The 24,840-nt window shown below is 75.6% G+C and carries 23 protein-coding genes and 2 pseudogenes; 16 read left to right on the forward strand and 9 right to left on the reverse strand.

What is annotated here, in order from left to right:
* The first annotated feature begins 22 nt into the window (after positions 1 to 22).
* Entirely contained in the window at positions 23 to 304 is a 282-nt protein-coding gene (locus tag ACU616_RS07355; RefSeq protein ID WP_446757824.1) for a hypothetical protein, read from the forward strand.
* 10 nt (positions 305 to 314) lie between these two features.
* Here the strand turns inward: ACU616_RS07355 and ACU616_RS07360 are convergent, their stop codons facing one another.
* Positions 315 to 1,229, reverse strand: coding sequence for an IS982 family transposase (locus ACU616_RS07360; protein WP_446757825.1), 915 nt, complete (start codon positions 1,227 to 1,229; stop codon positions 315 to 317).
* A 253-nt stretch (positions 1,230 to 1,482) separates the two neighbouring features.
* Between ACU616_RS07360 and moaA the strand changes: the two genes are divergently transcribed.
* The 5 genes from moaA to ACU616_RS07385 all read left to right on the forward strand — a co-directional run bounded on the left by moaA (position 1,483) and on the right by ACU616_RS07385 (position 5,506).
* Complete coding sequence (gene moaA / locus ACU616_RS07365) at positions 1,483 to 2,544, forward strand: GTP 3',8-cyclase MoaA (protein WP_446757826.1); 1,062 nt, start codon at positions 1,483 to 1,485, stop codon at positions 2,542 to 2,544.
* Between the two features lie 4 nt (positions 2,545 to 2,548).
* Positions 2,549 to 2,791, forward strand: a complete 243-nt coding sequence (locus tag ACU616_RS07370) for a MoaD/ThiS family protein (RefSeq protein WP_446757827.1) — start codon at positions 2,549 to 2,551, stop codon at positions 2,789 to 2,791.
* Between the two features lie 69 nt (positions 2,792 to 2,860).
* Entirely contained in the window at positions 2,861 to 4,249 is a 1,389-nt protein-coding gene (locus ACU616_RS07375) for a hemolysin family protein (RefSeq protein WP_446757828.1), read from the forward strand.
* Positions 4,242 to 5,291, forward strand: a complete 1,050-nt coding sequence (locus ACU616_RS07380) for a hemolysin family protein (RefSeq protein WP_446757829.1) — start codon at positions 4,242 to 4,244, stop codon at positions 5,289 to 5,291. The genes ACU616_RS07375 and ACU616_RS07380 overlap by 8 nt, the downstream gene beginning before the upstream one ends.
* Entirely contained in the window at positions 5,288 to 5,506 is a 219-nt protein-coding gene (locus tag ACU616_RS07385; RefSeq protein ID WP_446757830.1) for a hypothetical protein, read from the forward strand. Before ACU616_RS07380 ends, ACU616_RS07385 begins: the two co-directional genes overlap by 4 nt.
* 9 nt (positions 5,507 to 5,515) lie before the next feature.
* Here ACU616_RS07385 and ACU616_RS07390 read toward each other — a convergent pair whose 3' ends face one another.
* From ACU616_RS07390 to ACU616_RS07425, 8 genes and pseudogenes are all read right to left on the reverse strand, one after another.
* Positions 5,516 to 7,105, reverse strand: a complete 1,590-nt coding sequence (locus ACU616_RS07390) for a SpoIIE family protein phosphatase (protein WP_446757831.1) — start codon at positions 7,103 to 7,105, stop codon at positions 5,516 to 5,518.
* 150 nt (positions 7,106 to 7,255) lie between these two features.
* A complete protein-coding gene (locus ACU616_RS07395; protein ID WP_446757832.1) occupies positions 7,256 to 7,681 on the reverse strand; it encodes a molybdenum cofactor biosynthesis protein MoaE in 426 nt (141 codons plus the stop codon).
* Entirely contained in the window at positions 7,678 to 8,259 is a 582-nt protein-coding gene (locus tag ACU616_RS07400; RefSeq protein WP_446757833.1) for a nucleotidyltransferase family protein, read from the reverse strand. The genes ACU616_RS07395 and ACU616_RS07400 overlap by 4 nt, the downstream gene beginning before the upstream one ends.
* A 13-nt stretch (positions 8,260 to 8,272) precedes the next feature.
* Positions 8,273 to 8,728: a TOBE domain-containing protein gene (locus ACU616_RS07405; RefSeq protein ID WP_446761458.1), complete on the reverse strand. Its 456-nt coding sequence runs from the start codon at positions 8,726 to 8,728 to the stop codon at positions 8,273 to 8,275.
* A 120-nt stretch (positions 8,729 to 8,848) separates the two neighbouring features.
* Positions 8,849 to 9,286, reverse strand: a pseudogene (locus ACU616_RS07410) (ATP-binding cassette domain-containing protein); the annotation flags it as partial.
* A gap of 29 nt (positions 9,287 to 9,315) precedes the next feature.
* Positions 9,316 to 10,110 carry an ABC transporter permease gene (locus ACU616_RS07415; protein ID WP_446757834.1) on the reverse strand — a complete coding sequence of 265 codons (795 nt, stop codon included), beginning with the start codon at positions 10,108 to 10,110 and terminating at the stop codon, positions 9,316 to 9,318.
* A complete protein-coding gene (gene modA / locus ACU616_RS07420; protein ID WP_446757835.1) occupies positions 10,107 to 10,904 on the reverse strand; it encodes a molybdate ABC transporter substrate-binding protein in 798 nt (265 codons plus the stop codon). Before modA ends, ACU616_RS07415 begins: the two co-directional genes overlap by 4 nt.
* A 126-nt stretch (positions 10,905 to 11,030) precedes the next feature.
* A complete protein-coding gene (locus tag ACU616_RS07425; RefSeq protein WP_446757836.1) occupies positions 11,031 to 11,426 on the reverse strand; it encodes a TOBE domain-containing protein in 396 nt (131 codons plus the stop codon).
* Between the two features lie 99 nt (positions 11,427 to 11,525).
* On the opposite strand from ACU616_RS07425, the gene ACU616_RS07430 reads away from it, so the two are divergent.
* From ACU616_RS07430 to ACU616_RS07475, 10 genes and pseudogenes are all read left to right on the forward strand, one after another.
* Positions 11,526 to 13,844 (forward strand): putative bifunctional diguanylate cyclase/phosphodiesterase, encoded by a 2,319-nt coding sequence (locus tag ACU616_RS07430; protein ID WP_446757837.1) that lies wholly within the window; start codon positions 11,526 to 11,528, stop codon positions 13,842 to 13,844.
* A gap of 92 nt (positions 13,845 to 13,936) precedes the next feature.
* On the forward strand, positions 13,937 to 15,109 hold the full coding sequence (locus ACU616_RS07435) for a DUF2786 domain-containing protein (RefSeq protein ID WP_446757838.1): 1,173 nt from the start codon (positions 13,937 to 13,939) through the stop codon (positions 15,107 to 15,109).
* A gap of 162 nt (positions 15,110 to 15,271) precedes the next feature.
* Positions 15,272 to 17,026 (forward strand): DUF222 domain-containing protein, encoded by a 1,755-nt coding sequence (locus ACU616_RS07440; RefSeq protein ID WP_446757839.1) that lies wholly within the window; start codon positions 15,272 to 15,274, stop codon positions 17,024 to 17,026.
* 190 nt (positions 17,027 to 17,216) lie between these two features.
* Positions 17,217 to 18,929, forward strand: coding sequence for a RecQ family ATP-dependent DNA helicase (locus tag ACU616_RS07445; protein ID WP_446757840.1), 1,713 nt, complete (start codon positions 17,217 to 17,219; stop codon positions 18,927 to 18,929).
* Between the two features lie 59 nt (positions 18,930 to 18,988).
* Positions 18,989 to 19,189 carry a hypothetical protein gene (locus tag ACU616_RS07450; RefSeq protein ID WP_446757841.1) on the forward strand — a complete coding sequence of 67 codons (201 nt, stop codon included), beginning with the start codon at positions 18,989 to 18,991 and terminating at the stop codon, positions 19,187 to 19,189.
* 79 nt (positions 19,190 to 19,268) lie between these two features.
* Positions 19,269 to 20,051, forward strand: a pseudogene (locus ACU616_RS07455) (amidase); the annotation flags it as partial.
* 161 nt (positions 20,052 to 20,212) lie between these two features.
* On the forward strand, positions 20,213 to 20,584 hold the full coding sequence (locus ACU616_RS07460) for an amidase family protein (RefSeq protein ID WP_446757842.1): 372 nt from the start codon (positions 20,213 to 20,215) through the stop codon (positions 20,582 to 20,584).
* 305 nt (positions 20,585 to 20,889) lie between these two features.
* Positions 20,890 to 22,158, forward strand: a complete 1,269-nt coding sequence (locus tag ACU616_RS07465; RefSeq protein ID WP_446757843.1) for a right-handed parallel beta-helix repeat-containing protein — start codon at positions 20,890 to 20,892, stop codon at positions 22,156 to 22,158.
* A gap of 270 nt (positions 22,159 to 22,428) precedes the next feature.
* Complete coding sequence (locus ACU616_RS07470; RefSeq protein ID WP_446757844.1) at positions 22,429 to 24,075, forward strand: carbamoyltransferase family protein; 1,647 nt, start codon at positions 22,429 to 22,431, stop codon at positions 24,073 to 24,075.
* 274 nt (positions 24,076 to 24,349) lie between these two features.
* Positions 24,350 to 24,793, forward strand: coding sequence for a DUF4383 domain-containing protein (locus ACU616_RS07475; RefSeq protein ID WP_446757845.1), 444 nt, complete (start codon positions 24,350 to 24,352; stop codon positions 24,791 to 24,793).
* Positions 24,794 to 24,840: the final 47 nt, after the last annotated feature.

Consider the following 24,840-nt stretch of genomic DNA (forward strand, 5'->3'; position numbering starts at 1 on the left):
ACCGCGTGTCCCGGAGCGGTACATGAAGACTCATGCACCTTCCGTAAACCGGTACCCCGGCCAGGTCGACCTCGGGAACGGGGTCGCCGCCGACGCCACCCACCGGATGCTGCTCGGCAAGGACAGCCCCCGGGTGGCCAGCAAGCCGTCGCAGCCGGCGACGACGACGCGCTGGTCGGTCGCCTCGGGCGGCCGCATGGGCGGCGTGCTCGGTGAGGACGCGATCGAGCTGTCGGCCGGTGCCACCAGCTGCACCACCGACTGCCAGGCCCAGAACCGGGTCCAGGGCGACCTAGATGACTGATTCCAAGGGGTCAGTGGTCGTAGGCGAGTAGCGATCTGCGGACGGATTGGCCGGTGTGGTCGTTGTGCCAGATGACCGCGGTCAGGGCCAGCAGGCGCTGCAGCACCCGGATCAGGACGCCGGCTGGGGTGTGGCCGCCGTGCAGTTCGAGGTCGAGCTGGCCTTTGAGGGTGTCGAAGACCGACTCGATGGTCTGGCGCAGCGGTTTGAACACCGATGCGCCGGGCCGGTCGGGTTCTCCGCGGCGGGGGCGGCGCAGCAGCCTCAGCCCGGCGTCGGCCAGCTCGGCTTCGAAGCGGCGGCCGTAGTCGTGCTTGTCGGTGATGAGGATCTGTCCGGGATGGCTCGAGATGAGGGCGGGGTCGGCGCCGAGCAGGTCGAGCAGCACCTGGCGTTCGTCGGCTGTGGCGCCGGAGAGGGCGAAGGCGACCGGCAGTCCGTGCAGGGTGGCGATCAGGTGCAGCCGCAGCCCCCAGAAGTAGCGGGTGTGGCTGGCGCAGTAGCCGTACTCGGCCCAGCCGGCCAGCTCCGAGCGGCGGACCGCTTCCCGGGAGCGGGCGCATTCGATCGGCGTGGAGTCGATGACCCACACGTCATCGGCCCACAGGCTGGTGTCGGTCGCCAGGGCCCGGATCAGCCAGATCACGGTGCCGGCGAGGCGGCGCAGCCGCTTGTTGTAGCCGGGCTGGTGCGGCAGGTAGGGAAACAGCGGGCGCAGCTGCTGGCCGGCGAACCGCAGCCAGCGGGCCTCGCTGGTGAACCCCAGCAGCGCCTGCAACACCGCCAGGGTCACCAGCTCGGCATCGCTGAGCCGGGGAGCGATGCCCACCGCCGGGCGCCACGGGAGCCGCTGCGGCGCGGCCTTCAGCAGGTCATCGGTGCGGGCATACAGTGCCGTGGCGAGGGTGTCCAGGTCGGCGTCCACGAGGGCCTCCCGGCTCGACGTTGGGTTAGCAACGCCAAGCCTGAACACCCTCGCCCGTGATCACACCGGTTTCAGCCCGAACCCCTTGGAATCAGTCATCTAGTCGTGCCGCAGGACCCGACCGCCCCCACCCCGATCGGCTGACACCCGGCTGATCTGCACTCCCCCGACGGGGGCGGCCCGCACCCGGGTCGCCCCCGTCCCCGTGTCCGGGAGCGGCGCGGCCGGGCACGGCGCCACTACATTCGCTGGTGTGACCTCCCCCAGCCCCCTGCCCGACCCGGTGGTGCGCCGCCCGGCGCTCCCCGCCACCGCGCCCGGCAGCGGCGGGCTGGTCGACCGGCACGGCCGGGTCGCCACCGACCTGAGGGTCTCGCTGACCGACCGCTGCAACCTGCGCTGCACCTACTGCATGCCGGCCGAGGGGCTGCAGTGGCTGCCCAAGGTGGAGCAGCTCACCGACGACGAGGTCGCCCGCCTGGTCCGCATCGGCGTGGAGCAGCTGGGCATCCGGGAGGTCCGGTTCACCGGCGGGGAGCCGCTGCTGCGTCCCGGGCTCCCGGGCATCGTCGCGGCGGCCACCGCGCTGACCCCCCGGCCCGAGGTCAGCCTGACGACCAACGCCATCGGGCTGTCCCGGACCGCCCCGGCCCTGGCCGCGGCCGGCCTGGACCGGATCAACGTCAGCCTCGACACCCTCGACCGCGAGCGGTTCCGGACGCTGACCCACCGCGACCGGCTCGACGACGTGCTCGCCGGCCTGCAGGCGGCCCAGGACGCCGGGCTCACCCCGGTGAAGGTCAACGCCGTCCTGCTGCACGGCCTCAACGACGTCGACGCGGTCCCCCTGCTCGACTTCTGCCTCGAGCACGGCTACCAGCTGCGGTTCATCGAGCAGATGCCGCTCGACGCCCACCACGCCTGGACCCGCGGCCGGATGGTCACCGCCGAGGACGTCCTCGAGCGGCTGTCGACCGCCCACACGCTCACCCCCGACACCGAGGAGCGCGGCTCCGCCCCGGCCGAGCGCTGGCTGGTCGACGGCGGCCCGGCCACGGTCGGGATCATCGCCTCGGTCACCCGCTCGTTCTGCGGCGCCTGCGACCGCACCCGGCTCACCGCCGACGGCCAGATCCGCAACTGCCTGTTCGCTCGCGAGGAGTCCGACCTGCGGACGGCGATGCGCGAGGGCGCCACCGACGACGAGCTGGCCGACCGCTGGCGGATCGCCACGCTGGCCAAGCTGCCCGGCCACGGCATCGACGACCCGGCCTTCCTGCAGCCGACCCGCCCCATGTCCGCGATCGGGGGCTGAGCCGGTGACCGTCACCGTGCGCTACTTCGCCGGCGCCCGCGCCGCGGCCGGCATCGACACCGAGACCTGCGCGGCCGGCACCCTCGAGGAGCTGGTCGGCCGGATCGTGGCCACCCACGGCGAGCGGCTCGAGCGCGTGCTCACCGCCTGCTCGTTCCTCGTCGACGGAACGCAGACGCGCGATCGCTCGTTGCAGCTGGCACCCGGGGCGGTCGTCGACGTGCTGCCCCCCTTCGCCGGAGGATGACCGCGCCCCTGTGAGCCAGCCTCACCATACGAGCCGTCCCCCGTCCCCTCCCCGTCCCCGGACCACCGCATGACCGAGTGGTTGCTCGTCCTCGTCGGTGTCGTGCTGGTCCTCGCCTGCGCCGGCTTCGTGGCCTTCGAGTTCGCCCTGGTCACCGTCGACCGGGCCACCGTGGAGCGCGAGGCGGCCGCGGGCACCCGCGGCGCGTCGGGCGTGCTCGCCGCGCTGCGCACGCTGTCCACCCAGCTGTCGGGCGCCCAGCTCGGCATCACCGTGACCAACCTGGCCATCGGCTTCGTGGCCGAGCCCTCGATCGCCGCCCTGCTGCGGGGGCCGCTGGAGTCCGTGGGCCTGTCCGGCGCCGCGGCCCGGTCGGTGTCGATCACCCTGGCGCTGGTCCTGGCCACGGTCCTCACGATGGTGTTCGGCGAGCTGGTCCCGAAGAACCTCGCGATCAGCGACCCGCTGCGCACCGCGCGGGCGGTCGCGGGCTTCCAGCGGGGCTTCACCCGGGCCACGGCGCTGGTCATCCGCCTGCTCAACGGCTGGGCCGACGCGGTGCTGCGCCGGCTGTTCGGGGTGGAGCCCCAGGAGGAGCTGGCCTCGGCCCGCTCCCCCGAGGAGCTGACCTCCCTGGTCCGCCGCTCGGGCCGGCAGGGCACGCTGCCGGCCGAGACCGCGGTGCTGCTCGAGCGCGGCCTGGCCTTCGGCGAGCTGCGGGCCAGCGACGCCGCCACCCCGCGCACCCGGATGACCACGGTCGACGCCGGCGAGCCCGTCGCCGCGGTGCTCACCGCCGCCCGCGACTCCGGGCACTCGCGCTTCCCGGTCGTGTCCGCCGGCGGCGTCGACGACGTCGTCGGGATGGTGCACGTCAAGCACGCCCTCGCCGTCGCCCGCGACCGGCGGGGGGCCACCCCGGTGTCGGCGGTCATGCTGCCGGCGCTGTTCGTCCCGACCTCGCGCCGCCTCGACGACCTGCTCGGCGACCTGCGCCGTGGCGGCCTGCAGATGGCCGTCGTCGTCGACGAGTACGGCGGCACCGACGGCGTGGTGACCGTCGAGGACCTCGTCGAGGAGCTGGTCGGCGACCTCACCGACGAGTACGACACCGAGGCCGGTGACGACGTCGTCGACCGCGGCGACGGCACCTGGTCGGTCTCGGGCCTGCTGCGGCCCGACGAGGTGGCCGCGGCCACCGGCCTGGCCGTCCCCGCCGACCGGCACTGGGAGACCCTCGGCGGGCTGGTGCTGCACGTCCTGGGCCGCATCCCCGACGTCGGCGACCGGATCGAGGCCCGCCCCACCCTGCCGCCGGAGCTGGCCGCCGAGGCCGAGGGGCTGCCGGCCGGCGTGTGGGTGCAGGTGGACCGGGTCGACGGCACCCGGGTCGAGCGCGCCGTCGTCGGCGGCCTGCCCGCCACCACCGGCGACGAGGCGGAGGACGACCGTGGGTGACTGGGTCGGCGTCCTCGTCGCGGTCGTGCTGCTGCTGGCCAACGCGTTCTTCGTCGGCGCGGAGTTCGCGCTGGTCTCCGCGCGCCGCTCCTCGATCGAGCCGCTGGCCGAGGCCGGCTCGCGCCGCGCCCGGACGACGCTGGCGGCGATGGAGCGGGTCTCGCTCATGATGGCCGGCGCCCAGCTGGGCATCACCGTGTGCTCGCTCGGCCTGGGCGCCATCGGCGAGCCCGCGGTCGCCCACCTGCTCGAGCCAGTGTTCGAGCTGCTCGCCGTCCCCGAGGCGCTGGTGCACCCGATCGCCTTCGTCATCGCGCTGACCGTCGTCGTCGCGCTGCACGTGGTGATCGGCGAGATGGTGCCCAAGAACCTCGCCCTGGCCGGCCCGGACCGCGCCGCGCTGGCGCTGGCGCCGCCGCTGGCCGGCGTCGTCACCGTGCTCAAGCCCGTGATCGTCGCGCTCAACGCGCTGGCCAACGGCGTGCTGCGGCTGCTGCGCGTCCAGCCCCGCGGCGAGGTCACCAGCGCGTTCACCCGCGACGAGGTGGCCGGGCTGATCGACGAGTCGCGCGCCGGCGGGCTGCTCGACGAGCGCGGCCACGAGCTGCTCACAGGTGCGCTGGGCCTGGAGGACCGCGACACCCGCTCGGTGCTCATCCCCCGCGCGGCACTGACCGTCGTCGGGCCGGGGGACGACACCGCCGCCGTCGAGCGGGCGGCCGCAGCCACCGGGTTCTCCCGCTTCCCGGTGGCCGACGGCGAGCGGCTGCTCGGCTACGTGCACGTCAAGGACGTGCTGGTGGCCGACGGCGCGCCGGAGCCCCGGGTCCGCGACATCACCCGGCCGCTGCCACGGGTGGCCGCCGCCGACGACCTGCGCCGCACCCTCGGGGTCATGCAGGCCGGGCGCGCGCAGCTCGCCGCGGTCACCGACGGGGGCCGGGTGGTCGGCGTCGTGGCACTGGAGGACATCCTGGAGGAGCTGGTGGGCGAGATCCGGGACGCCGCACACCGGGGTTCGGAGAGGACGGGGCTGCGATGAGCTTTCTCGACAGGGCGAAGGCGAAGGCCGAGGAGCTGCTCGGCCGGGCCGAGGAGGTCTACGGGCAGTCGCACGGCGACGCCGCCGCGCAGGTGGCCGGTGAGGCGCACCGGCTCGAGGCCGAGGTCGAGCTGGAGGAGGAGCGCGGGCACGAGGCCGCGCCCGGCTCCGGCGCGGCCCGCCCCACCGACGAGGACGGCCGCACCGTCGGCTGACGCGCCGGGTCAGCCGCCCAGGCGGAGGGCCACGAGCGCGACGTCGTCCTCGGGGCGGCCCTGCACCAGCCGCTCGATGAGGTCGTCGCAGAGCTCGTCGAGCGGCCGGTCGGCCAGCTCGCGGGCGGTGGCGACCAGCCGCGCCGTGCCGGTGTCGAGGTCGGTGCCGCGCCGCTCGACCAGGCCGTCGGTGAACAGCAGCACGGTCGTGCCGCGCTCGAGGGTCACCGCCTCCTCGCTGCGCGGGCTGTCGGGGTCGACGCCGAGGAGCAGGTCGCCGGCGCCCTCGGGCAGCGCCAGCGGGGAGCCGCCGGGGTCGAGCACGAGGGGCGGCAGGTGGCCGGCGTTGGACCAGCACATGCGCACCCGGCCGGCCGCGGCGTCCTCCGCCGTCTGCTCGAAGCGGGCGACGGCCGCCGTGGCGTAGGTGTCGACGCCGAGGGTGGCCATCGCGGTGTCCAGCCCGCGCAGCACCTCGGCGGGGCCGGCGTCGCTGTAGGCGGCGATGCCGCGCAGCAGCGAGCGCAGCTGCCCCATGGCCGCCGCGGCCGCCGTGTCGTGGCCGACGACGTCGCCGATGACCAGCGTCGTCCCCCCGCCGGGCTGGGTGAAGGCGTCGTACCAGTCGCCGCCGACCCGGGCGGTCTCGGCGGCCGGCGTGTAGCGCACCGCGATGCGGCCCAGCGGCGAGCGGCGGGGCGTGGTGAGCAGGCTGCGCTGCAGGGCCTCGGCCAGCTGGCGCTGCCGGGCGAAGAGCCGGACGTTGTCCAGCGCCAGGCCCACCCGGCCGGCCACCTCCCGGGCGGTCAGCGGGTCGACGCGGGAGGTGACGCTGCCGGTGTCGGCGAGGAAGGTCAGCGCGCCGATCACCCGCTCCCGGCCGGGCAGCGGCACGGCCAGCACCGCGGGTGTGCCGAGCTCCCGGTAGAGCTCGTGCGCCTCGCCACCGGGGATGGCGGCCAGCACCTCGGCGCCGCTGGCCGCCACCGTCTCACCGGCCAGGGCCCGGACGACGGGTGCGGCGGCGGGCATCCCGGGCAGGCGGACCGAGGCGTAGCGGACCAGGACGTCGCGGCGCGCGGGGTCACCGTGCCAGGAGCCGAGGTCGCGCGGCCGGCCCTCGTCGTCGAGGACGGTGAGCAGGCAGGCCTCGCCCAGCTCGGGCACGACCATGCGCGGGATGCGGCGCACCGCCTCGGCGAGGTCCAGCGTGCCGGTCAGCTCGGCGCCGACGCGGGCCAGCAGCGCCAGCCGGTCCTGCGCGAGCCGGCGGGCGCCGACGTCGGAGAAGTACAGCGCCAGGCCGGTGGGCACCGGGACGGCCCGCACCTCGAACCAGCGGTCCAGCGGCTCGGGGTGGAAGGCCTCGACCGTCTGCGGGTGACCGGTGGCCACCGCCGCGCGGTAGGTGCGGCCGAACTCGTTGTCGACGTCGTCGGGGAACGCCGACCACCACTCGCGCCCCACGAGCTCGTCCCAGGTCCGGCCGACGACCGCCTCGGCGACCGCGTTGACGTAGGTGACCCGCCAGTCGGTGTCGACGGCGACGTAACCCAGCGGCATCGACTCCAGGACGGGGTCCCGCTGCGGCACGAGCACGTGGCGCACCCTCCGTCCGGTGTGGTGACGGGCCGGCGAGCCCGCGCACCGTTGTGCCACGGGGGCCACGCCGGGTCAAGGTGTCCGGTTGCACGCAGGGGCAGGGGCCGGTCACGGCACGCGGTCGCCCCGGTCCGGGGCGTCAGCGCGTCACGGGCAGGCGACCCACTCCTCCTCGCCGTCGGCGAAGACCTGCCGCTTCCAGATCGGCAGCCGCTTCTTCACCTCGTCGACGAGGTCGGCGCAGGCGCGGAAGGCCTCCCCGCGGTGCGCGGCGCTGACCGCGCACGCCAGGGCGACGTCGCCGATGCCGAGCAGGCCCACCCGGTGGGAGACGGCGACCGCGCGGACCTCGGGACGGGCGGCGAACTCCTCGGCCAGCTCGGTGATGACCTGCGCGGCGGTCGGGTGGCCGACGTACTCCAGCTCGGTCACCGACCGGCCGCCGTCGGAGTCCCGGACCACGCCGGAGAAGGAGACGACGGCGCCGGCACCGGAGTCGGCCACCGCCTGCTCGTGCTCGGCGACCGACAGCGGCTCGTCGACGACTCTGGCGATCAGGTGCCCGGCGATCACGGGCCCGAAGCTACCCCGCCGGGCGGCACGTCGAGGTCGACCGGGTCGGCCAGGCCGGTGCAGTCGACCTCGGTGACGTCGTGCGCGGCCAGGTAGCGGCGGGCGCCCTCGTCGCCGGTCGCGGTCGCGGCCACGCCGGCCCAGTGCTCCCGGCCGAGCAGCACCGGGTGCCCGCGGACGCCGTCGTAGGTGGCGACGGCCAGCGCGTCCGGGGCGGCGTGCGCGGCCACCGCCGCCAGCGCCTCGGGCGTCATCCCCGGCATGTCGACCAGCGTGACCAGGACGGCGTCGACCCGCCCCGGCCAGCCGCGCAGCCCGTCGAGGCCGGTGCGCAGGCTCGAGGCCATCCCGGTCTCCCAGTCGCGGTTGGCCAGCACCGTGGCGCCGTCGAGGTCCGCCGTCCGCCAGACGTCGACCGCCCGGGCGCCGAGGACGACGAGCACCGGGTCGCACACCGCCCGCGCCGTCCGCACCGCCCGCTCGACCAGCAGGCTGCCACCGTGCTCGACCAGCGCCTTGGGCATGCCGTAGCGGCGTCCCCCGCCCGCGGCGAGGACCAGACCGGCGACCGTGCTCATGCCCGCCACCCTGTCACCGGGTGTAGACGGCGACCTCGGAGGCCTTCACCACCGCCCACACCGGCGACCCCGGCGCCAGGCCCAGCTCGGCGAAGGCGGTGGCGGTGACGTCGGCGACCAGCGGCACCTCGCCGTCGAGCTCGCAGCGCACCGTCGAGCCGTGCGGCGTCGCGCCGGCCAGCCGCACCGGCCAGGCGTTGCGCGGGCTGCCCGCGGGCCGCGTCGGGTAGAGCGCGACCGACTCCGGGCGGACGGCCACGAAGACCGGCCCCGCCGCCTCCGCCGCGACCGCCACGCGGCCGCCGCCGTCCAGCCGCACCACCCCGCCCTCCCCCGTGCCCGGCAGCAGCGAGAGGCCCACCAGCCGGGCGACGTAGTCGGTGCGCGGGTGCCGGGCCACGTCGGCCGGGGTGCCGGCCTGCACCACGGCGCCGTCCTCCACGACGAGCACCCGGTCGGCCAGCGCCATCGCGTCGACGGGGTCGTGGGTGACCAGGACGGTGCTGCCCCCGAAGTCGGCGAGGTGGCGGCGCAGCTCGGCGCGGACGGACAGCCGGGTCCGCGCGTCGAGGGCCGAGAGCGGTTCGTCGAGCAGCAGCAGCGCCGGGTCGCCCACCAGCGCCCGGGCCAGCGCCGCCCGCTGCGCCTGACCACCCGACAGCTGCCCGGGACGGCGGTCCCCCAGCCCGGCCAGCCCCACCCGCTCGAGCCACGCGTCGGCCGCCCGCCGCGCCGCGGCCCTCGGCACCCCCCGCGTCCGCGGGCCGAAGGCGACGTTCTCGCGCACGCTCAGGTGCGGGAAGAGCAGGTGGTCCTGGAAGACCATCCCGAGGGAGCGGCGGTGCGCGGGCAGGTGCACGCCGGCGCCGTCCCAGACCTGCCCGTCGACGGCGACCCGGCCGCCGTCAGGGGGGAGCAGGCCGGCGAGCACCCGCAGCAGCGTGGACTTGCCCGCGCCGTTGGGCCCGAGGACGGCGAGCACCTCCCCGTCGGCGACGGCGAGGTCGACGTCGACGGTGAGCGCGCCCCGGCGGACGACGACGCGCGCCTCCACGGTCACGCCGCGGCCCCGCGGCCCAGCCAGCGGTCGCGCAGCAGCAGGAGCGTGGCCACCGAGACGACGAGCAGCACCAGGGAGAGCACGATCGCCGCCTGCGGGTCGCGCTGCAGGGCCAGGTAGACCGCGAGCGGCATGGTCTGCGTCGTCCCCGGGAAGTTGCCGGCGAAGGTGATCGTCGCGCCGAACTCCCCCAGCGCCCGCGCCCAGCACAGCACCGCGCCGGCGGCCACGCCCGGCGCGACCAGCGGCAGGGTGACCCGGCGGAAGGTGGTCCAGCGGTCGGCGCCGAGGGTGGCGGCGGCGTCCTCGAAGCGGGCGTCGGCGGCCCGCAGCGCGCCCTCGACGCTGATGACGAGGAACGGCATGGCCACGAACGTCTCGGCGATGACGACGGCGGCGGTGGTGAACGGGATGGTGGTGCCGGTGGCCGCGGCCAGCCAGCTGCCGACGATCCCCTGGCGGCCGAGCACGAGGAACAGCGCGACACCGCCGACGACCGGGGGCAGCACCAGCGGCACGGTGACCAGCGCGCGCAGGACCGCCCGCCCACGCGCCGTGGACCGGGCCAGCACCCAGGCCAGCGGCACGCCGAGGACGACGGAGACGGCGGTGGCGAGCGTCGCCGAGACCAGCGAGAGGCGCAGCGCCTGCCCGACGCCGGGCGCCGTGAGCAGGGTGCCCAGCTGCGACCACGGCGTCCGCACGAGCAGCCCGACCAGGGGCAGGACGAGGAACGCGACGGCGAGGGCGGCGGGGACCAGGAGCGGCGCGGGGGTCCGGGGGCGCCTCACGGGGTGCGGAAGCCGGCGTCCGCGAGCGCCCGCCGTCCCTCCTCGGAGAGCACCAGGTCGACGAAGGCCCGGGCGCCGTCGGGGTTGGGAGCGGCGGCCAGCGTGCACAGCGGGTACTCGTTGACGGCGTCCTCGGCCCCCGGAAAGGGGACGCCCTCGACGGCGTCGCCGGCGGCGGTGACGTCGGTGGCGTAGACCAGTGCGGCGTCGACCTCGCCGAGCTCGACCTTGGTCAGCGCGGCGCGCACGTCCTCCTCCTGGGTGTCGGGGCGCGCGGTCACGCCGGCGGCGGCGAAGACGTCCTCGGCGGCCGCGCCGCAGGGCACCTCGGGCGCGCAGACGGCGAGGGTGAGCTCCTCGCGGCCGAAGTCGGCCAGCCCGGTGATCCCGGCCGGGTTGCCCGCGGGGACGGCGATCTCCAGGACGTTGCCGGTGAACACGGTGGGGTCGCCGTCGGCGAGGCCGGCGTCGGTGACGACCGACATCTGCGTGCCGTTGGCCGAGGCGAAGACGTCGGCCGGGGCGCCCTGGGTGAGCTGGGTGGCCAGGGCCGAGCTGCCGGCGAAGTTGAACTGCACGTCGAGGCCGTCGTTGCCGTCCTCCAGCCGCCGGCCGAGGTCGGTGAAGACGTCGGTGAGCGAGGCGGCGGCGAAGACGGTCACCGTGCCGGTGGGCCCGCTCGAGGAGGTCCCCGACGTCTCCGCCGTCGACGCCGCCGCGTCGTCGTCCCCGCCCCCGCAGCCGGCGGCCGCCAGCGCCACCACCGCCAGCACCGCCGCCGTCCGCCTGCGCATCGGGTCTCCTCCCCGCCGGGCGGACCTCCCGATCCGCGCTCGCGGGACCATAGCCCAGTCCGCTCCGGACTTGCGGCTACCCGATCGGCCGGTACGTCCGCATCTCCGTTTCCCACCGTCGCGGCCTCAGGGGACGTCGACGCTGACCTGCGTCGCCTTGACCGTGGCCACCGCGCGGACGCCGACCTCCAAGCCGAGCTCGTCGGCGGCCTCGCGGGACATCAGCGAGACCAGCCGGAAGGGCCCGGCCTGGATCTCCACCTGCGCCATCACGGTGTCGCGGACGACCCGCGTGACGATGCCCGCCAGCCGGTTGCGGGCCGAGGACCCGCGGGTGGTGCCGGGCTCGGGCGCCTCGTGCAGGGCGGCGGCGACGCGGGCGAGGTCGGCGCCGTCGACGACGGCCGGGCCGCCGCCGTCGCGGTGCGCGGGCAGCCGGCCGCTGTCGACCCAGCGGCGGACTGTGTCGTCGCTGACCCCGAGCAGCGCCGCGGCCTCGGCGATCCGGTAGCTGGTCGTCACCGCCGCAGGGTAGGAGCCGGGTGTAGGGCTGCGGGCCTGGGGCAGGGAGCAGGCAGCCGGTGCCGGCCCGGCCGCCGGGGACAGGGGGACGCGACGAGCATGCGCCGGTGGCGCGGTCCGCTGATCGTCTCGGTGGTCTACCTCGGGCTCTGGCTGGGCCTCGACGTCGTCGCCAGCGTCTTCCAGGCCCGGCAGGAGGTGTCGCTGTGGTACCCGCCGACGGGACTCAGCTTCACCCTGCTGCTCGTGTTCGGGCTGCGCTACGCCCCGCTCCTGCTGCTGACCAACCCCCTGCACGGACTGGTGCTGAGCAGTCCGGAGGTGAGCTGGGCCAGCGTCTGGCTCAGCGGCGCGTTCGGCACCGCCGTCTACACGGCCGTGGCCTGGGTCCTGCTCCGGCGCCTCCGGATCGACCCCCGCCTGCCCGGCCAGCGTGACGTCGCGTGGTTCCTCGGGCTGGCCGCCGTCGCCGGGCCGTTCGTCGTCGCCGTCGTGCAGGTCCTGCAGTACACCGTCACGGGCCTGCTGACCTGGGGGGAGTGGTTCCGGGCCGTCCTCGGCTTCTGGTCCGGGCGCGCCACGGGTGTCGGGGTGCTGGCGCCCGCGCTGCTCGTCGCGAGCCGGCGGGTGCCCGCGCTCTGGCGCGACCGGCCGGCGCCCCCCGAGGCGCCGCGGACCGGACGGGGGCACGCGTCCTGGCCGGACCGGGTGCGCCCGCGCTGGCTCGGCCGCCTCGCCGCCCGCCTGCTGGACCGGGAGCTGGAGGTCGCCGGGCAGGCCGTCCTGCTGCTGACGACGGTGTACCTCGCCTACGGCGAGCCGTCGGTCGGCGGGCTGGACCTGGCCTACCTGGTGTACGTGCCGCTCATCTGGATCGCCGTCCGTGGCGGGCTGCCCCGGGTGGCCCTCGCCGTGCTCGTCGCCAACGCCCTGGCCGTGGCCCTGGTCGGCCGGGACGTCGTGGAGAACCCCCTGCGACTGCAGCTGGGCCTGGTGACCCTCACCCTGGCCGGCCTGACCCTCGGCGCGCTGGTCACCGGCCGGCAGGCCAGCATCGCGGCAGCCGAGCACGCGGCGGTCCACGACTCGCTCACGGGGCTGGCCAACCGGGTGCTGCTGATGGACCGGGTCGACGCCGCGGCCCACCGCACCGAGCGCAGTCCCGACGCCCGGTTCGCGGTGCTCTACTGCGACCTGGACGGCTTCAAGGGCGTCAACGACCAGCTCGGGCACGACGCCGGCGACGAGCTGCTCGTGGCGGTCGCGCGCCGGCTGGAGCAGGCGGTGCGGCCCGCCGACCTAGTCAGCCGCCTCGGCGGGGACGAGATGGCCGTCCTGCTCGACGGCGTGACCGGCGCGGAGGAGGCGGCCGGGGTGGCCGAGCGGCTGCTGGCGGCGCTGGCCGAGCCCTACGCCGTCGACGGCCGGGAGGTCGTCGTGACGGTCAGCGTCGGGATCGCGGTCGCCGACGCGGAGGGCCTGGCCGGGCCGCGGCTGCGCGAGGAGCAGGACGCCGCGTCCGGGGCGGACGGGGGCGGGCACGCCGAGGAGGTGCTCCGGGCGGCCGACATGGCCCTGCAGCGGGCCAAGGCGAGGGGCGGGCACCGCTACGAGCTGTTCAACGAGCCGCTGCGCCGGCGGACCCGGGACCGGCTGGGGCTGCGCGCCGCGCTGCGCCGCGCGGTCGGCGCCGGGGCGGTCACGGTCGCCTACCAGCCGATCGTGCGGGTGGCCGACGGCCGGCTGGTGACCGTCGAGGCGCTCGCGCGGTGGCACGACGACGAGCGCGGCGAGGTGCCGGCGGCGGAGTTCATCGCCGCCGCCGAGGAGACCGGGCTGATCCACGAGCTCGGCGCGCAGGTGCTCGAGCAGGCCTGCGCGCAGGCCGCGCGGTGGCGCCGGGTCTTCGGGGCCGCCACCCCCCGCGTGGCGGTCAACGTCTCGACCCGCCAGCTGCTCCCGGCCGACTTCGCGCCCTGGGTGCTCGCGCTGCTCGACCGCGTCGGGCTGCCCGCGGACGCCCTCGAACTGGAGATGACCGAGTCCTGCGCCGTGGAGCCGGGCGCGCGGGCGGCCCTGGAGCAGTTCACCGCGGCCGGCGTCGTGCTGGCCGTGGACGACTTCGGCACCGGCTACTCCAGCTTCGCCGCGCTGCGCGAGCGGACGCCGCAGGCCTTCAAGCTCGACCGCTCCTTCGTCGCGCGGCTGCCTGACGACCGCCCGACCGACGCGATCGTCTCCGCCGTCCTCGCGCTCGCCCACCACCTGGGGGCCACCGTCACCGCCGAGGGCGTGGAGACCGAGGAGCAGCTGCGGCGCCTCCGGGAGCTCGGCTGCCCGCAGGTCCAGGGCTACCTGCTGGGCCGCCCGGCGCCGGCGGACCGGATCGAACGGGAGTGGCTCGCCCGTCCGCGGTGATCCGCGGTGCACCCGCGCGGGCCTGTGGACAGGGGCCGGCCGTCCACAGCGCCTCCGCGACGGCGCCGCGCCGCCGGGAGAGCATCGCCGGCATGGCGACGACGGCGGACGACACCTGGCTGCGGACCCTGCTGCTCGGCGGCGACTGGCACGCCGACGGCGCCGACGCGGGCGCGGTGGCCGCCGTCCTGGCCGGACGCGACCCGGCGGTCGACGGGTCGGGCGGGGCCACCGGGGCGCTGCTGTCGGCCCTGGCGGACGCGTGGGAGCGGGGCTGGCAGCCGGCCGACGTCGCCCACGCGGTCCGCCGCCGGGCGACCACCCGCGCGGCCCGGCTGGTGGTCGCCCTCATCGCCGAGGACGCCCGCCGCTCCGACGCCGCCTCCCGGGCGCCGCAGGGCTGGGTCGACCAGCTCCGCGAGCTGGGGGCGCTGGGCGCCGGCACCCCGGCCGGCGACCCCGCCGTGGTGGCCGCCTGGCACCGCGCCGAGGGCCGGTCGGCCGGCGAGGCGTGGCGGGAGGTGCTGATCGTGGCCGCGACGCTGCGCACGCTGGCGCGGATCGACCAGTTGCTGCCGCCGCCCTCGCGCTGGGGCCCGGCGGCGCGCCGGGCGGAGCCGGCGTCCGCGCCCGACGACGCCCGGGCGCTGCGCCGCATCCGGGCGCTGCTGGCCAAGGCGGAGTCCACGGGGTTCCCGGACGAGGCCGAGGCGCTCACCGCCAAGGCGCAGGAGCTGATGACCCGCCACGCGGTCGACTCCGCACTGCTGGAGGCCGGCGACGGGGCGGCCCGGACGGGCGTGGGCACCCGCCGGGTCCACGTCGACGACCCGTACGTGCGGGCCAAGGTGCAGCTGCTGGGGGCGGTCGCCGAGGCCAACGGCGTGCGGCTGGTCTGGTACCAGGGTCTCGGCATCGCCACCCTGGTCGGCAACACCTGCGACCTCGACGCCGTCGAGCTGCTGTTCACCTCGCTGCTGCTCCAGGTCGGCCAGGCCCTCGGGGCCGCGGAGCGGGCGGCGCGCCGGGGGTCGGCCTCCCGCTCGTTCCGCCGGGCGTTCCTGCTCGGTTACGCGAGCCGCATCGGTGAGCGGCTGACCAGCGCGCGCGACCGGGCCGCGGCGGCCGCGGCGACGGAGCAGGGCGTGGACCTGCTGCCCGTCCTGCGCTCGCGGCAGGAGGCGGTCGACGACGCGTTCACCGGGCTGTTCCCCCGCGTCCGCAGCAGCCGCGGCCGCTCCCCGGCGGACGCCGCGGGCTGGTGAGCCGGCCGCGCGGCCGCCGACTCCGCCGAGGTCGGCTCCCGCCACCCGCACCTGCGCTGACGTCCGGCCGCGTCTCCGCGGCAACGCCCCCACGCTCGTGACCTGCGGTTTCCGTCACTGGTCGGCCATAGCCTCCGAACACACGATCGACGAGGAGGCGCCGTGCCCGAGCCGAGCAGCACTCCGCACCCCTCCGGCAGCCCGCTGCCCGAACTGGCCCGGGCGATCACCGCCGGCGCCGTCCGGCTGGCGGCCGCCACCGCCTCGTGGCTGTGCCTCGTGGCCGAGTTCGACGAGCGCGACGGCTGGCACGGGTGGGGCATCCGGTCCTGCGGGCACTGGCTGGCGTGGCAGTGCGGCCTGACACCGGGTGCCGCGAGAGAGCACGTCCGCGTGGCCCGGGCCCTGCGCCTGCTGCCGCTCGCCGAGGCGGCCTTCGCCGACGGGCGGCTGTCCTACTCCACGGTGCGGGCGCTGACGCGCATCGCCGAGCCCGACACCGAGGAGGCGCTGCTCGACCTCGCCGTCGACACCACCGCCGCCCAGCTCGAGCGCTTCGTCCGCTCCTGGCGCCGCACCGACCGTGCCGACGACGAGGAGCGTGACCGGCCCGGGTCCCAGGAGTCCTTCGAGTACTCCTGGGACGACGACGGGATGCTGACCCTGCGGCTGCGGATGCGTCCCGAACCCGGCGCGGAAGTGCTGGCCGCCATCGAGTCGGTCGCCGAGCGCGAGGCCCGGCGCGAGCGGGCGCAGAACGCGCGCACCCGGGAGGCCGGTCCGGCCCGGGGATCGGACTGGCAGGAGCGGCAGGAGCTGCACCGTCGCTGTGCGGACGACGACGAGCTGGCCGGGCTGGCCCGCGAACGCACCACCGCCCGCCGGCTGAGCGCGCTCGCCTCGCTCGCCCGGGCCGGGGTGGACGCCGACCGCCGTCCCGGCGACCCGCCCCGGCGCGAGGTCGTCGTGCACGTCGACGCTGCCGTCCTCGCCGACGACACCGCGGCCGGCCGGGCGCACCTGGAGGGCGGTCCGGCCCTGACGCCGGCCCAGGCCCGGCGCGTGCTCTGCGACGCCACCGCCGTGATCATGCTGGAGCGCGGCCGCGAGCCCCTCGCCCTCGGCCGCGGACGGCGACGCGCCAGCAAGGGACAGCGGCGGGCGCTGCTGCGTCGCGACGGCGGCTGCGCACGGCCCGGCTGCCCGGAGACGCGCGTCGAGCGACTCCACGCCCACCACCTGCGCCACTGGTCCTTCGGCGGTCGCACCGACCTGGACAACCTCGTCCTGCTCTGCGATGTCGACCACGGCCTGGTGCACGACCGCGACCTGGTCGTGGCCCGGGTCGACGGCCGGCTCGCGGTCACGGCACCCGACGGGCGGTACGTCTGGGGCACCGCCGACGCGGCCTTCCACGGCGGCCTGGCCGGCCTCCACGACACCTCGCAGCCCCGGGACGCGGCAGCCGAGCCGACGACGCTCGACCCGTTCACCGGCGTGCACCCGATCGACGACGAGGTCGGCCGGCGGCCGGTGCGTGTCGCCCGCCGGGCCGAGGACGCCCAGGGGACGCGGTCGGCTCGTCGGAGACGGGCCGCGGCCGGACGGCGGGGCCTCCGCACCGGCAGCCGTCCGGAGGGCCGATCGCTCCGGCGGACCGGCCCTTCCGCCGGTCAACGCCCCTCCGCCGGTCAACGCTCCGGCCGGACTGCTGACCTCCCGGACCGGACGGCGTGCGCGGCGGAGGACGCCGCGGCGATGGGCAGGGTCTTGTTCCCCGCGGGTGAGCCGGCGCTCGGCGACGCGCTGCCCCCGAGCGGCGACCGGATGGACCTGCGGCATGCGGTCGGGGTCCTCGCGGACCACCGCGACCGGCTCCGCCGCCTCACGAGCGGGGACGGGCCGTCCGGCACCTGACGACCGGCGTTCCCGCGGAGACGCGACCGAGTCGATCCCGCCGCGTTCCCGTCCCGTTCCCGCGGAGACGCGACCCTGCCGATCCCACCGCGTTCCCGTCGCGTTCCCGCGGAGACGCGGCCGAGCCCGCGGAGCCCAGCGTCCAGCAGGGTTCCGTTTGCCGATCTCGGGCCCCGGGCAGCGCGTGCCGGTGCCCCGAGAGAAGCAGGACAACCCCGCCGGCGGCTCGGCCTCCGTCCGCACCCGCCGGCTGCGCGAGACGGCTCGCGACGTCCTCGGCTTCGACGACTTCCGCCCGGGGCAGGAACGCGCGATGCAGGCCGTCCTCGCCGGCCAGGACACGCTGGCGGTGCTGCCCTCGGGGGCCGGGAAGTCGGCGGTGTACCAGGTGGCCGGGCAACTGCTCGACGGTCCGGTGCTCGTCGTCTCGCCGCTGATCGCGCTGCAGCGCGACCAGGTGGAGCGGCTCGACGAACTCGGGGACGCCGTCGGCCGCGCCGCCCAGCTCAACTCCAGCCTGTCGGCCGGCGACCAGCGCGCAGCCCTGGAGGGGCTGGCGGACGGAACGGTCCGCTACCTCTTCCTCGCACCCGAGCAGCTGGCCAAGTCCGAGGTGGTCGACGCCGTCCGCGACGCCGGCCCGGCGCTGTTCGTCGTCGACGAGGCGCACTGCGTCTCCGCCTGGGGCCACGACTTCCGCCCCGACTACCTGCGGCTGGGCCAGGTGGTCGAGCAGCTGGGGCACCCGACGGTGCTGGCGCTCACCGCCACCGCCGCCCCGCCGGTGCGCGCCGAGATCCTCGAGCGGCTGTCGATGCGCGACCCGGAGGTCGTCGTCGCCGGCTTCGACCGGCCGGAGATCCGGCTGGAGGTCGACCACCACGCCGACGCGCACGCCAAGCGGCAGGCGGTGCTCGACCGGGCGGCCGGCGAGGTGGAGGCCGGCCGCGGCCCGGGCATCGTCTACAGCGCCACCCGCAAGGGCACGCTGGACCTCGCGGAGGCGCTGACCGAGCGCGGGCTGCGCGCCCGGGCCTACCACGCGGGCCTGAAGAAGAGCGAGCGCGAGGACGCCCAGCGCGCGTGGATGGACGACGAGCTCGACGTCGTCGTCGCCACCACCGCCTTCGGCATGGGCATCGACAAGCCCGGCACCCGCTTCGTCGTCCACGCCGAGCCGGCCGACTCCGTCGACAGCTACTACCAGGAGATCGGCCGCGCCGGCCGCGACGGCGACCCGGCGCTCGCCGTCCTGGTCTACCGGCAGGAGGACCTCGGCCTGCGCCGCTTCTTCGCCGCCGGCGCCCCCGCCGAGGAGGAGCTGCAGCAGGTGGCCGGGCTGGTCGCCGCGGCGCCGGCCGCCGGGGTCGAGGACGGCGTCGACGTCAAGCAGCTGCGCGAGGAGACCGGCCGCCCCGCCACCCCCCTGGCCCGCGACCTCAACCTGCTCGAGCAGGTCTCGGCCGTCGTCCTCGACGAGGAGGGCGCCGCTCACCCGGCCGAGGGCGCACCGTCCCCCGGCGAGGCCGCGGCCGCCGCGCGCGAGCTGGCCGAGCACCACGAGCGGGTCGACCAGAGCCGGGTCGAGATGATGCGCGGCTACGCCGAGACCACCGACTGCCGCCGCCAGTTCCTGCTCGGCTACTTCGGGGAGCAGCTCGACGAGCCATGCGGCAACTGCGACACCTGCTCCGCCGGCACCGCGCAGGAGCACGCCACCGTCGTCGACGCCGACACCCCGTTCCCACCCGAGACGCCGGTCGTGCACACCGAGTGGGGGCCGGGGATGGTCATGCGGGTCGAGGACGACCGCGTCGTCGTCCTCTTCGACGAGGTCGGCTACAAGACCCTCGCGCTCAAGGCGATCGAGGCCAACGACCTGCTCCAGGTCCGCGGCGGCTGACCACCCCGACCTCGGGCATGCTGTGCCGCACGTCACACCCGACCCGGAAGAGGTGGCCCATGGCCCCGGCAGAACGGTCGCCGCTCGGCGACGAGGCGTTCGACCAGCTGCTCGCCCACGCCCGTCTGGACCTCAGCACCGAGCGACGGGCCGCGGCGGGTCCGGCCGTGACCATGGTCCTCGGGCTGTACGACAGCCTCGACGAGATCGCCGTGGGCGAGACGCCCCCGGCCGCCGCCTTCGACGCGCGGTGGGCGTGAGGACGTGCAGCCCTCCGAGCTCGACATCGCCGAGGCCGCCCGCCAGATCGAGCAGCGCACCCTGTCCCCGGTCGAACTCGTGCAGTCCGCGCTCGACCGCATCGAGGCGGTCGAGGGCCGGCTGAACGCCTTCGTCGTCGTCACCGCCGAGCAGGCGCTGGAGGCGGCGCGGCAGGCGGAGCGGGAGATCGCCGACGGCGGCCACCGTGGGCCCCTGCACGGCATCCCGGTGGGCATCAAGGACCTCTACGACGTCGCCGGCCTGCCGACCACGTCCAGCTCCGCGGTCCGCGCCGAGCACGTCGCGACGGAGGACTCCGCCTGCGTGGCCCGGCTCCGTGACGCCGGCGCGGTCGTGGTGGGCAAGACGCACACCCACGAGTTCGCCTACGGCGTGCTGACGCCCACGACCCGCAACCCCTGGGACACCGGTCGCGTGCCGGGCGGCTCGAGCGGCGGCTCGGGCGCGGCGGTGGCGGCCGGCGAGTGCCTGGTGGGGATGGGCACCGACACCGGCGGCTCGATCCGCATCCCGGCGTCGGTGTGCGGCACCGTCGGCCTCAAGCCGACCTACGGCCGCGTCTCGCGCCACGGCATCACGTCCCTGTGCTGGTCGCTCGACCACGCCGGACCCCTCACCCGCACCGTGCGCGACGCGGCCCTGACGCTCCAGGCGATCGCCGGCTTCGACGCCCGCGACCCGGGCTCGGCGTCCGAGCCCGTCCCCGACTTCACCGCCGACCTGGAGGCCGGGGTCCGCGGCCTGACGCTCGGCGTGCCGACCACCTACTTCTTCGACGACGTCGACCCCGAGGTGGAGTCCGCCGTCCGGGAGGCCATCGGCGTCCTCGAGGCACAGGGGGCGAGGCTGCGGGAGGTGGAGATCCCCTTCGCCGAGCAGATGATGGCCGTCGAGTTCGGGGTGCTCGTCCCGAGGCCAGCGCGTACCACCAGGAGCTGCTGCGCGAGTCCGGGGAGCTGTACACCGACGACGTCCGGGTGTTCCTCGAGGCCGGCGAGACGGTGCTGGCCACCCAGTACATCAAGGCCCTGCGCGTGCGCACGCTGGTGCAGCAGGCGTTCCGCCGCGCCTTCGAGGGTCTCGACGCGCTGGTGTGCCCGACCCTGCCCGCCGCCGCGGCCGAGGTGGGGCAGCAGACCTTCACCTTCCCCGGCGGGAGGGAGAAGGCGGTGATCGACGCCTGGGTCGGCCACTCGGCCCCGGGCAACGTCACCGGCCTGCCGGCGCTGTCCGTGCCGTGCGGCTTCACCTCCACCGGGCTCCCCATCGGCCTGCAGGTCATCGGCCGGCCCTTCGACGAGGCCGGGGTGCTCCGCGTGGGACGGGCCTACGAGTCGGCGACCGACTGGGGGACGCGGCGCCCCCCGCTCTAGTACTGCAACGGCACGTGCTCATCGTCCGTACGAGAACAGCAGGTCAGGACTCCGAAGGCCCGTTGCGAGGCTTGCGCGGCACACACCTTCCTCGCAGGTCACGGGGCCGGCGCTCGGCAGGTGCCGTTGCAGTACGGAGGCCGTCTCCGGAGGAGAGATTCCGCTCCGGGCGTCTGGACACCGCTGGGCACGGCGATCGAGGATGGACCGGCATCGGGCAGGAACCTCACAGGATCCAGGTCACCTCCGACCAGCGGACGCGCGGACCCGTGGGCATGCCCTGCTACCGAAAGAGGCCTCACACCATGCACCACACCCCGACGACGAAGCCGAGGTCTCGTGCCGGGACGGTTCGCGGCCTGGCGGTGGCCAGCGCGACAGGCCTGTTGCTCGCCGTCCTCCCGTCAGGCGTCGCCGCCGCAGCCGGGCACACCCTCGAGGTGGGACCGGGCGAGCGGTACAAGACCATCCAGGACGCCGTGGACGACGCCGCGTCCGGCGACACACTCAAGATCGCGCCCGGCACCTACACCGAGGCCGTGTGCATCGAAGGCAAGGGCCTCACGATTGTCGGCTCGGGGCGCGACGAGACGATCATCGACTGGCCGCTGGACGAGCCACCGGCCGTCGAGCCTGCGGCCTGCTGGACGGAACAGGAGCGCGTCGATCCTGCGGAGACCCCCCCTGGCGACGTGTCGGACAACGTGTCCGGGCTGTTCTTCCTGAACCCGGACGGCCCCGTCGACGTGACAGCCCTCCAGACCCGCAACCACCCCGCCCACGGGATCGCCGCGTGGGGTGCCGACGGCTTGGACGTCAGCGACACCAAGGGCTACGGGCATGGCCGCTACGGCATCCTGGCAGCCGACTCGACTGGCAGCCGGATCGTCGACAACGTCGAGGTGGGCGTCGACCGCGGCACCGCCGACCAACCCGACAGGGGCACTGCCGCGATCGCCGTCGCTGACTCCGAGGACGCGCGCGCCCGCATCGCCGGTAACGTGGTCGAGGGCTACAACATCGGCCTCTTCGCCCGCGAGTCCCGCGGCGGACGCATCGTCGGCAACAGCGTGAGCGGCAACTGCCTCGGCGTCGTGGTCTTCGACGACGCGCTCACCGAGATCCCGGACGCGACCCGGAATGTCGAAGGCGGGGACTGGAAGGTTGCCGGCAACCGGTCGGCCGAGAACGACCTGCTCTGCCGGTCGACCCGAGGTCGTGGCACAGCGATCCTCTCCGGCGTCGGCGTGCAGATCACGAACGCCGATGACGTGGACATCGAGCACAACGTCATCCAGGACAACACGCCCGGCGTGGACCCCGCCGTGCTCGCCAGCCCGGCCGGCGGACTCGTGCTCCTCACGCAGCCGCCGTTCAACAACCCGCTGGGCACCGATCCCGGTCCGGTCGAAGACGTCGAGGTGGCCGGCAACACGATCACCGGCAACGCCCCCGTCGACGTCGTGCTGGGCTCACCCGACCTGAACCCGATCCTGCGCCCGGTGGGCGAGGGGATCGAGTTCCGCCACAACACCTGCAACTCCAGCATCCCGCCAGACATCTGCGCACCCTGACGCGCGGGGTCCGCCGGCCTCGACAGGCAGACCCACCTGCGCGCCAGAACCCGCGTGCCCCTCGCTGACTCGGCCTGATGGCGCCAACGACGCCACGTCCAAGCCCGCGCCCACTACCGCGCCCGACGACAGGCACCGCCATGACTGCCGTTGCAGTACCCGGCCGGGCCGGTCACCGCACCGGGTGCTCACCCTGCGGGACCGCGGGGAGACGTCGATGATCAAGGCCGGAGAGCCGGGCACCGCGCCCGGTGCGGGAGGAGAGCGCACGTGAAGGTCCTCGGCATCAACGCCATCTACCACGACCCGGCGGCGGCTCTGGTCGTCGACGGACACGTCGTGGCCGCGGCCGAGGAGGAGCGGTTCAGCCGGCGCAAGCACGGCAAGCGCCCGCTGCCGTGGAGCGCCTGGGAGCTGCCCGAGCTGTCGGCGGCGTGGTGCCTGGCCGAGGCGGGCATCCGCCCCGAGGAGCTCGACGCCGTCGCCTACTCCTTCGACCCGGCGCTGATGGTCACCCCGGAGGAGACGGGTCTCTTCGACGACGGCGACGTCATGCGCAAGCGGTACGCCGAGATGGCGCCGGACTTCCTCGCCCACGCGCTGCCGGGTCTCGACCCCGCGAAGGTGCACTTCGTCAAGCACCACGTCGCGCACGCCGCCTCCGCCGGCAAGGCCGCCCCCCAGCGCGACAACGCGGTCCTCGTGCTCGACGGCCGCGGCGAGGCCCACAGCCACCTGGCCGGCCGCTACGTCGACGGGCAGCTGGAGATCCTCGCCGGCCAGGCGCTCCCCCACTCGCTCGGCCTGATGTACGAGGAGCTCACCGACCACCTGGGCTTCCTGCGCAGCTCCGACGAGTTCAAGGTCATGGCGATGGCCTCCTACGGCAAGCCGCGCTTCCTCGGCGAGCTGTCCGAGCTCATCCGCGCCACCGACGACGGCGGCTTCCGCACCGAGCGGATCGACTTCGCCGAGTTCGCGCCGCGCCTGGGCAAGGACGAGCCGTGGACCGAGGACCACGCCGACCTCGCCGCCAGCGTCCAGACCCGGCTGGAGGAGGTGCTCGTCGACCTGGCCCGCTGGGTGCACGAGCAGACCGGCGAGAAGACCCTCACCCTGGCCGGCGGCACCGCGCTCAACTGCGTGGCCAACACCCGCATCCTCGCCGAGAGCCCGTTCGAGGAGGTCTGGGTGCAGCCGGCCGCCGGCGACGCCGGCACCGCGCTGGGCAGCGCCCTGCACGTGGCGCACGAGCTCGGCGAGCGCACCGAGCCGATGCCGGGGGCGGCGCTGGGCCGCGGGTGGAGCGACGACGAGATCGAGCGGTGGCTGCAGACGGCGGCGATCGACTACGAGCGCCCGGACGACGTCGCCGAGGCCGTGGCCGAGGCGCTCGCCGACAACGGCATCGTCGCCTGGTTCCAGGGCCGCAGCGAGTACGGCCCGCGGGCGCTGGGCCACCGGTCGCTGCTGGCCCACCCCGGGTACGAGGCCAACCTCGAGCGGATGAACGACGTCAAGGGCCGCGAGCAGTTCCGCCCCGTGGCGCCGATGGTGCTGCTGGAGCGGGCTCCGGAGATCTTCAGCCGCGGCCCGATCCCCTCGCCGTACATGCTCTTCGTGCACGACGTCGCGCCGGAGTGGAAGGACCGCATCCCGACGGTCACCCACGTCGACGGGACGGCGCGCATCCAGACGATCGACCCCGCGACCGAGCCGCTGGTGCACCGCACCATCGCGGCGTTCGAGCGGCGCACGGGGATCCCCGTCGTGGTGAACACCAGCCTCAACACCGCCGGCCGGCCCATGGTCGACGACCCGCGCGACGCCCTGGAGTGCTTCGGCTCCGCGCCGGTGGACCTGCTGGCCATCGGCCCGTTCGTCGTCCGCCGCTCCCGCCCGACGCCGAGGCCCTGACGCCGAGGCCCTGACGGTCGAGCCCTGACGCCGGGGTCCTGAGGCCGAGGGCCTGACGCCCGGGTCCTGAGGCTGGGCTCCTCCCTCCGGGGGAGCCGGGCGAACCGGGTGGCCGGCTCGGTGCGAAGTCCGGGTGCACCGCGCCGGCGACGATCGCGTTCCGGTGACGGGGCTCCCCCGGTGGGGGGAGTCTCGTTACCGCTGATCACGCCGGGGTAACCGCTCGATCGACACCCGCCACGTCGGCGGGAACCACATCCCGGAGGAACCCACCATGGCCGCATCCGCAGGCAACACCGGCGCCCACCCGGGGCGCACCTGGCCCCAGACCCTCGCCCTCGCGTTTGGGGTCGTCTACCTCCTGGTGGGCATCGTCGGCTTCTTCGTCACGGGGTTCGACTCCTTCGCCGACAACGCGCAGGACGAGATGCTCCTGATCTTCATGATCAACCCGCTGCACAACATCGTGCACATCGTCATCGGCCTGGCCGGGATCGCGCTGTCCCGCACCCTGGCCGGCGCCCGCACCTACGGCTGGCTGCTGGCCGTCGGTTACGCGGCGGCCTTCGTCTACGGCCTCATCGCGATCAACCAGCCATGGGACTTCCTCAACATCAACGCCGCCGACAACGTGCTGCACATCGCCACGGCCGTCGTCGGCCTGGTGATCGCCCTCGGCCCGGTCAACGACCGCATCGCCCGGCCCTCGCGCGCCTGAGGGAGGACCCCCGTTCGGTACGCCACCAGGGAGCCGGGCACCTCACG

The sequence above is a fragment of the Geodermatophilus sp. URMC 62 genome (assembly GCF_052931475.1).

Excerpts from the sequence above, each read along its gene's own strand:
- ACU616_RS07355 (WP_446757824.1), top strand. The coding sequence starts at position 23 with ATGAAGACTCATGCACCTTCCGTAAACCGGTACCCCGGCCAGGTCGAC.
- ACU616_RS07375 (WP_446757828.1), top strand. The coding sequence starts at position 2,861 with ATGACCGAGTGGTTGCTCGTCCTCGTCGGTGTCGTGCTGGTCCTCGCC.
- ACU616_RS07385 (WP_446757830.1), top strand. The coding sequence starts at position 5,288 with ATGAGCTTTCTCGACAGGGCGAAGGCGAAGGCCGAGGAGCTGCTCGGC.
- ACU616_RS07400 (WP_446757833.1), bottom strand. The coding sequence starts at position 8,259 with ATGAGCACGGTCGCCGGTCTGGTCCTCGCCGCGGGCGGGGGACGCCGC.
- ACU616_RS07405 (WP_446761458.1), bottom strand. The coding sequence starts at position 8,728 with ATGGCGCTGGCCGACCGGGTGCTCGTCGTGGAGGACGGCGCCGTGGTG.
- modA (WP_446757835.1), bottom strand. The coding sequence starts at position 10,904 with ATGCGCAGGCGGACGGCGGCGGTGCTGGCGGTGGTGGCGCTGGCGGCC.
- ACU616_RS07430 (WP_446757837.1), top strand. The coding sequence starts at position 11,526 with ATGCGCCGGTGGCGCGGTCCGCTGATCGTCTCGGTGGTCTACCTCGGG.
- ACU616_RS07435 (WP_446757838.1), top strand. The coding sequence starts at position 13,937 with ATGGCGACGACGGCGGACGACACCTGGCTGCGGACCCTGCTGCTCGGC.
- ACU616_RS07450 (WP_446757841.1), top strand. The coding sequence starts at position 18,989 with ATGGCCCCGGCAGAACGGTCGCCGCTCGGCGACGAGGCGTTCGACCAG.
- ACU616_RS07465 (WP_446757843.1), top strand. The coding sequence starts at position 20,890 with ATGCACCACACCCCGACGACGAAGCCGAGGTCTCGTGCCGGGACGGTT.
- ACU616_RS07475 (WP_446757845.1), top strand. The coding sequence starts at position 24,350 with ATGGCCGCATCCGCAGGCAACACCGGCGCCCACCCGGGGCGCACCTGG.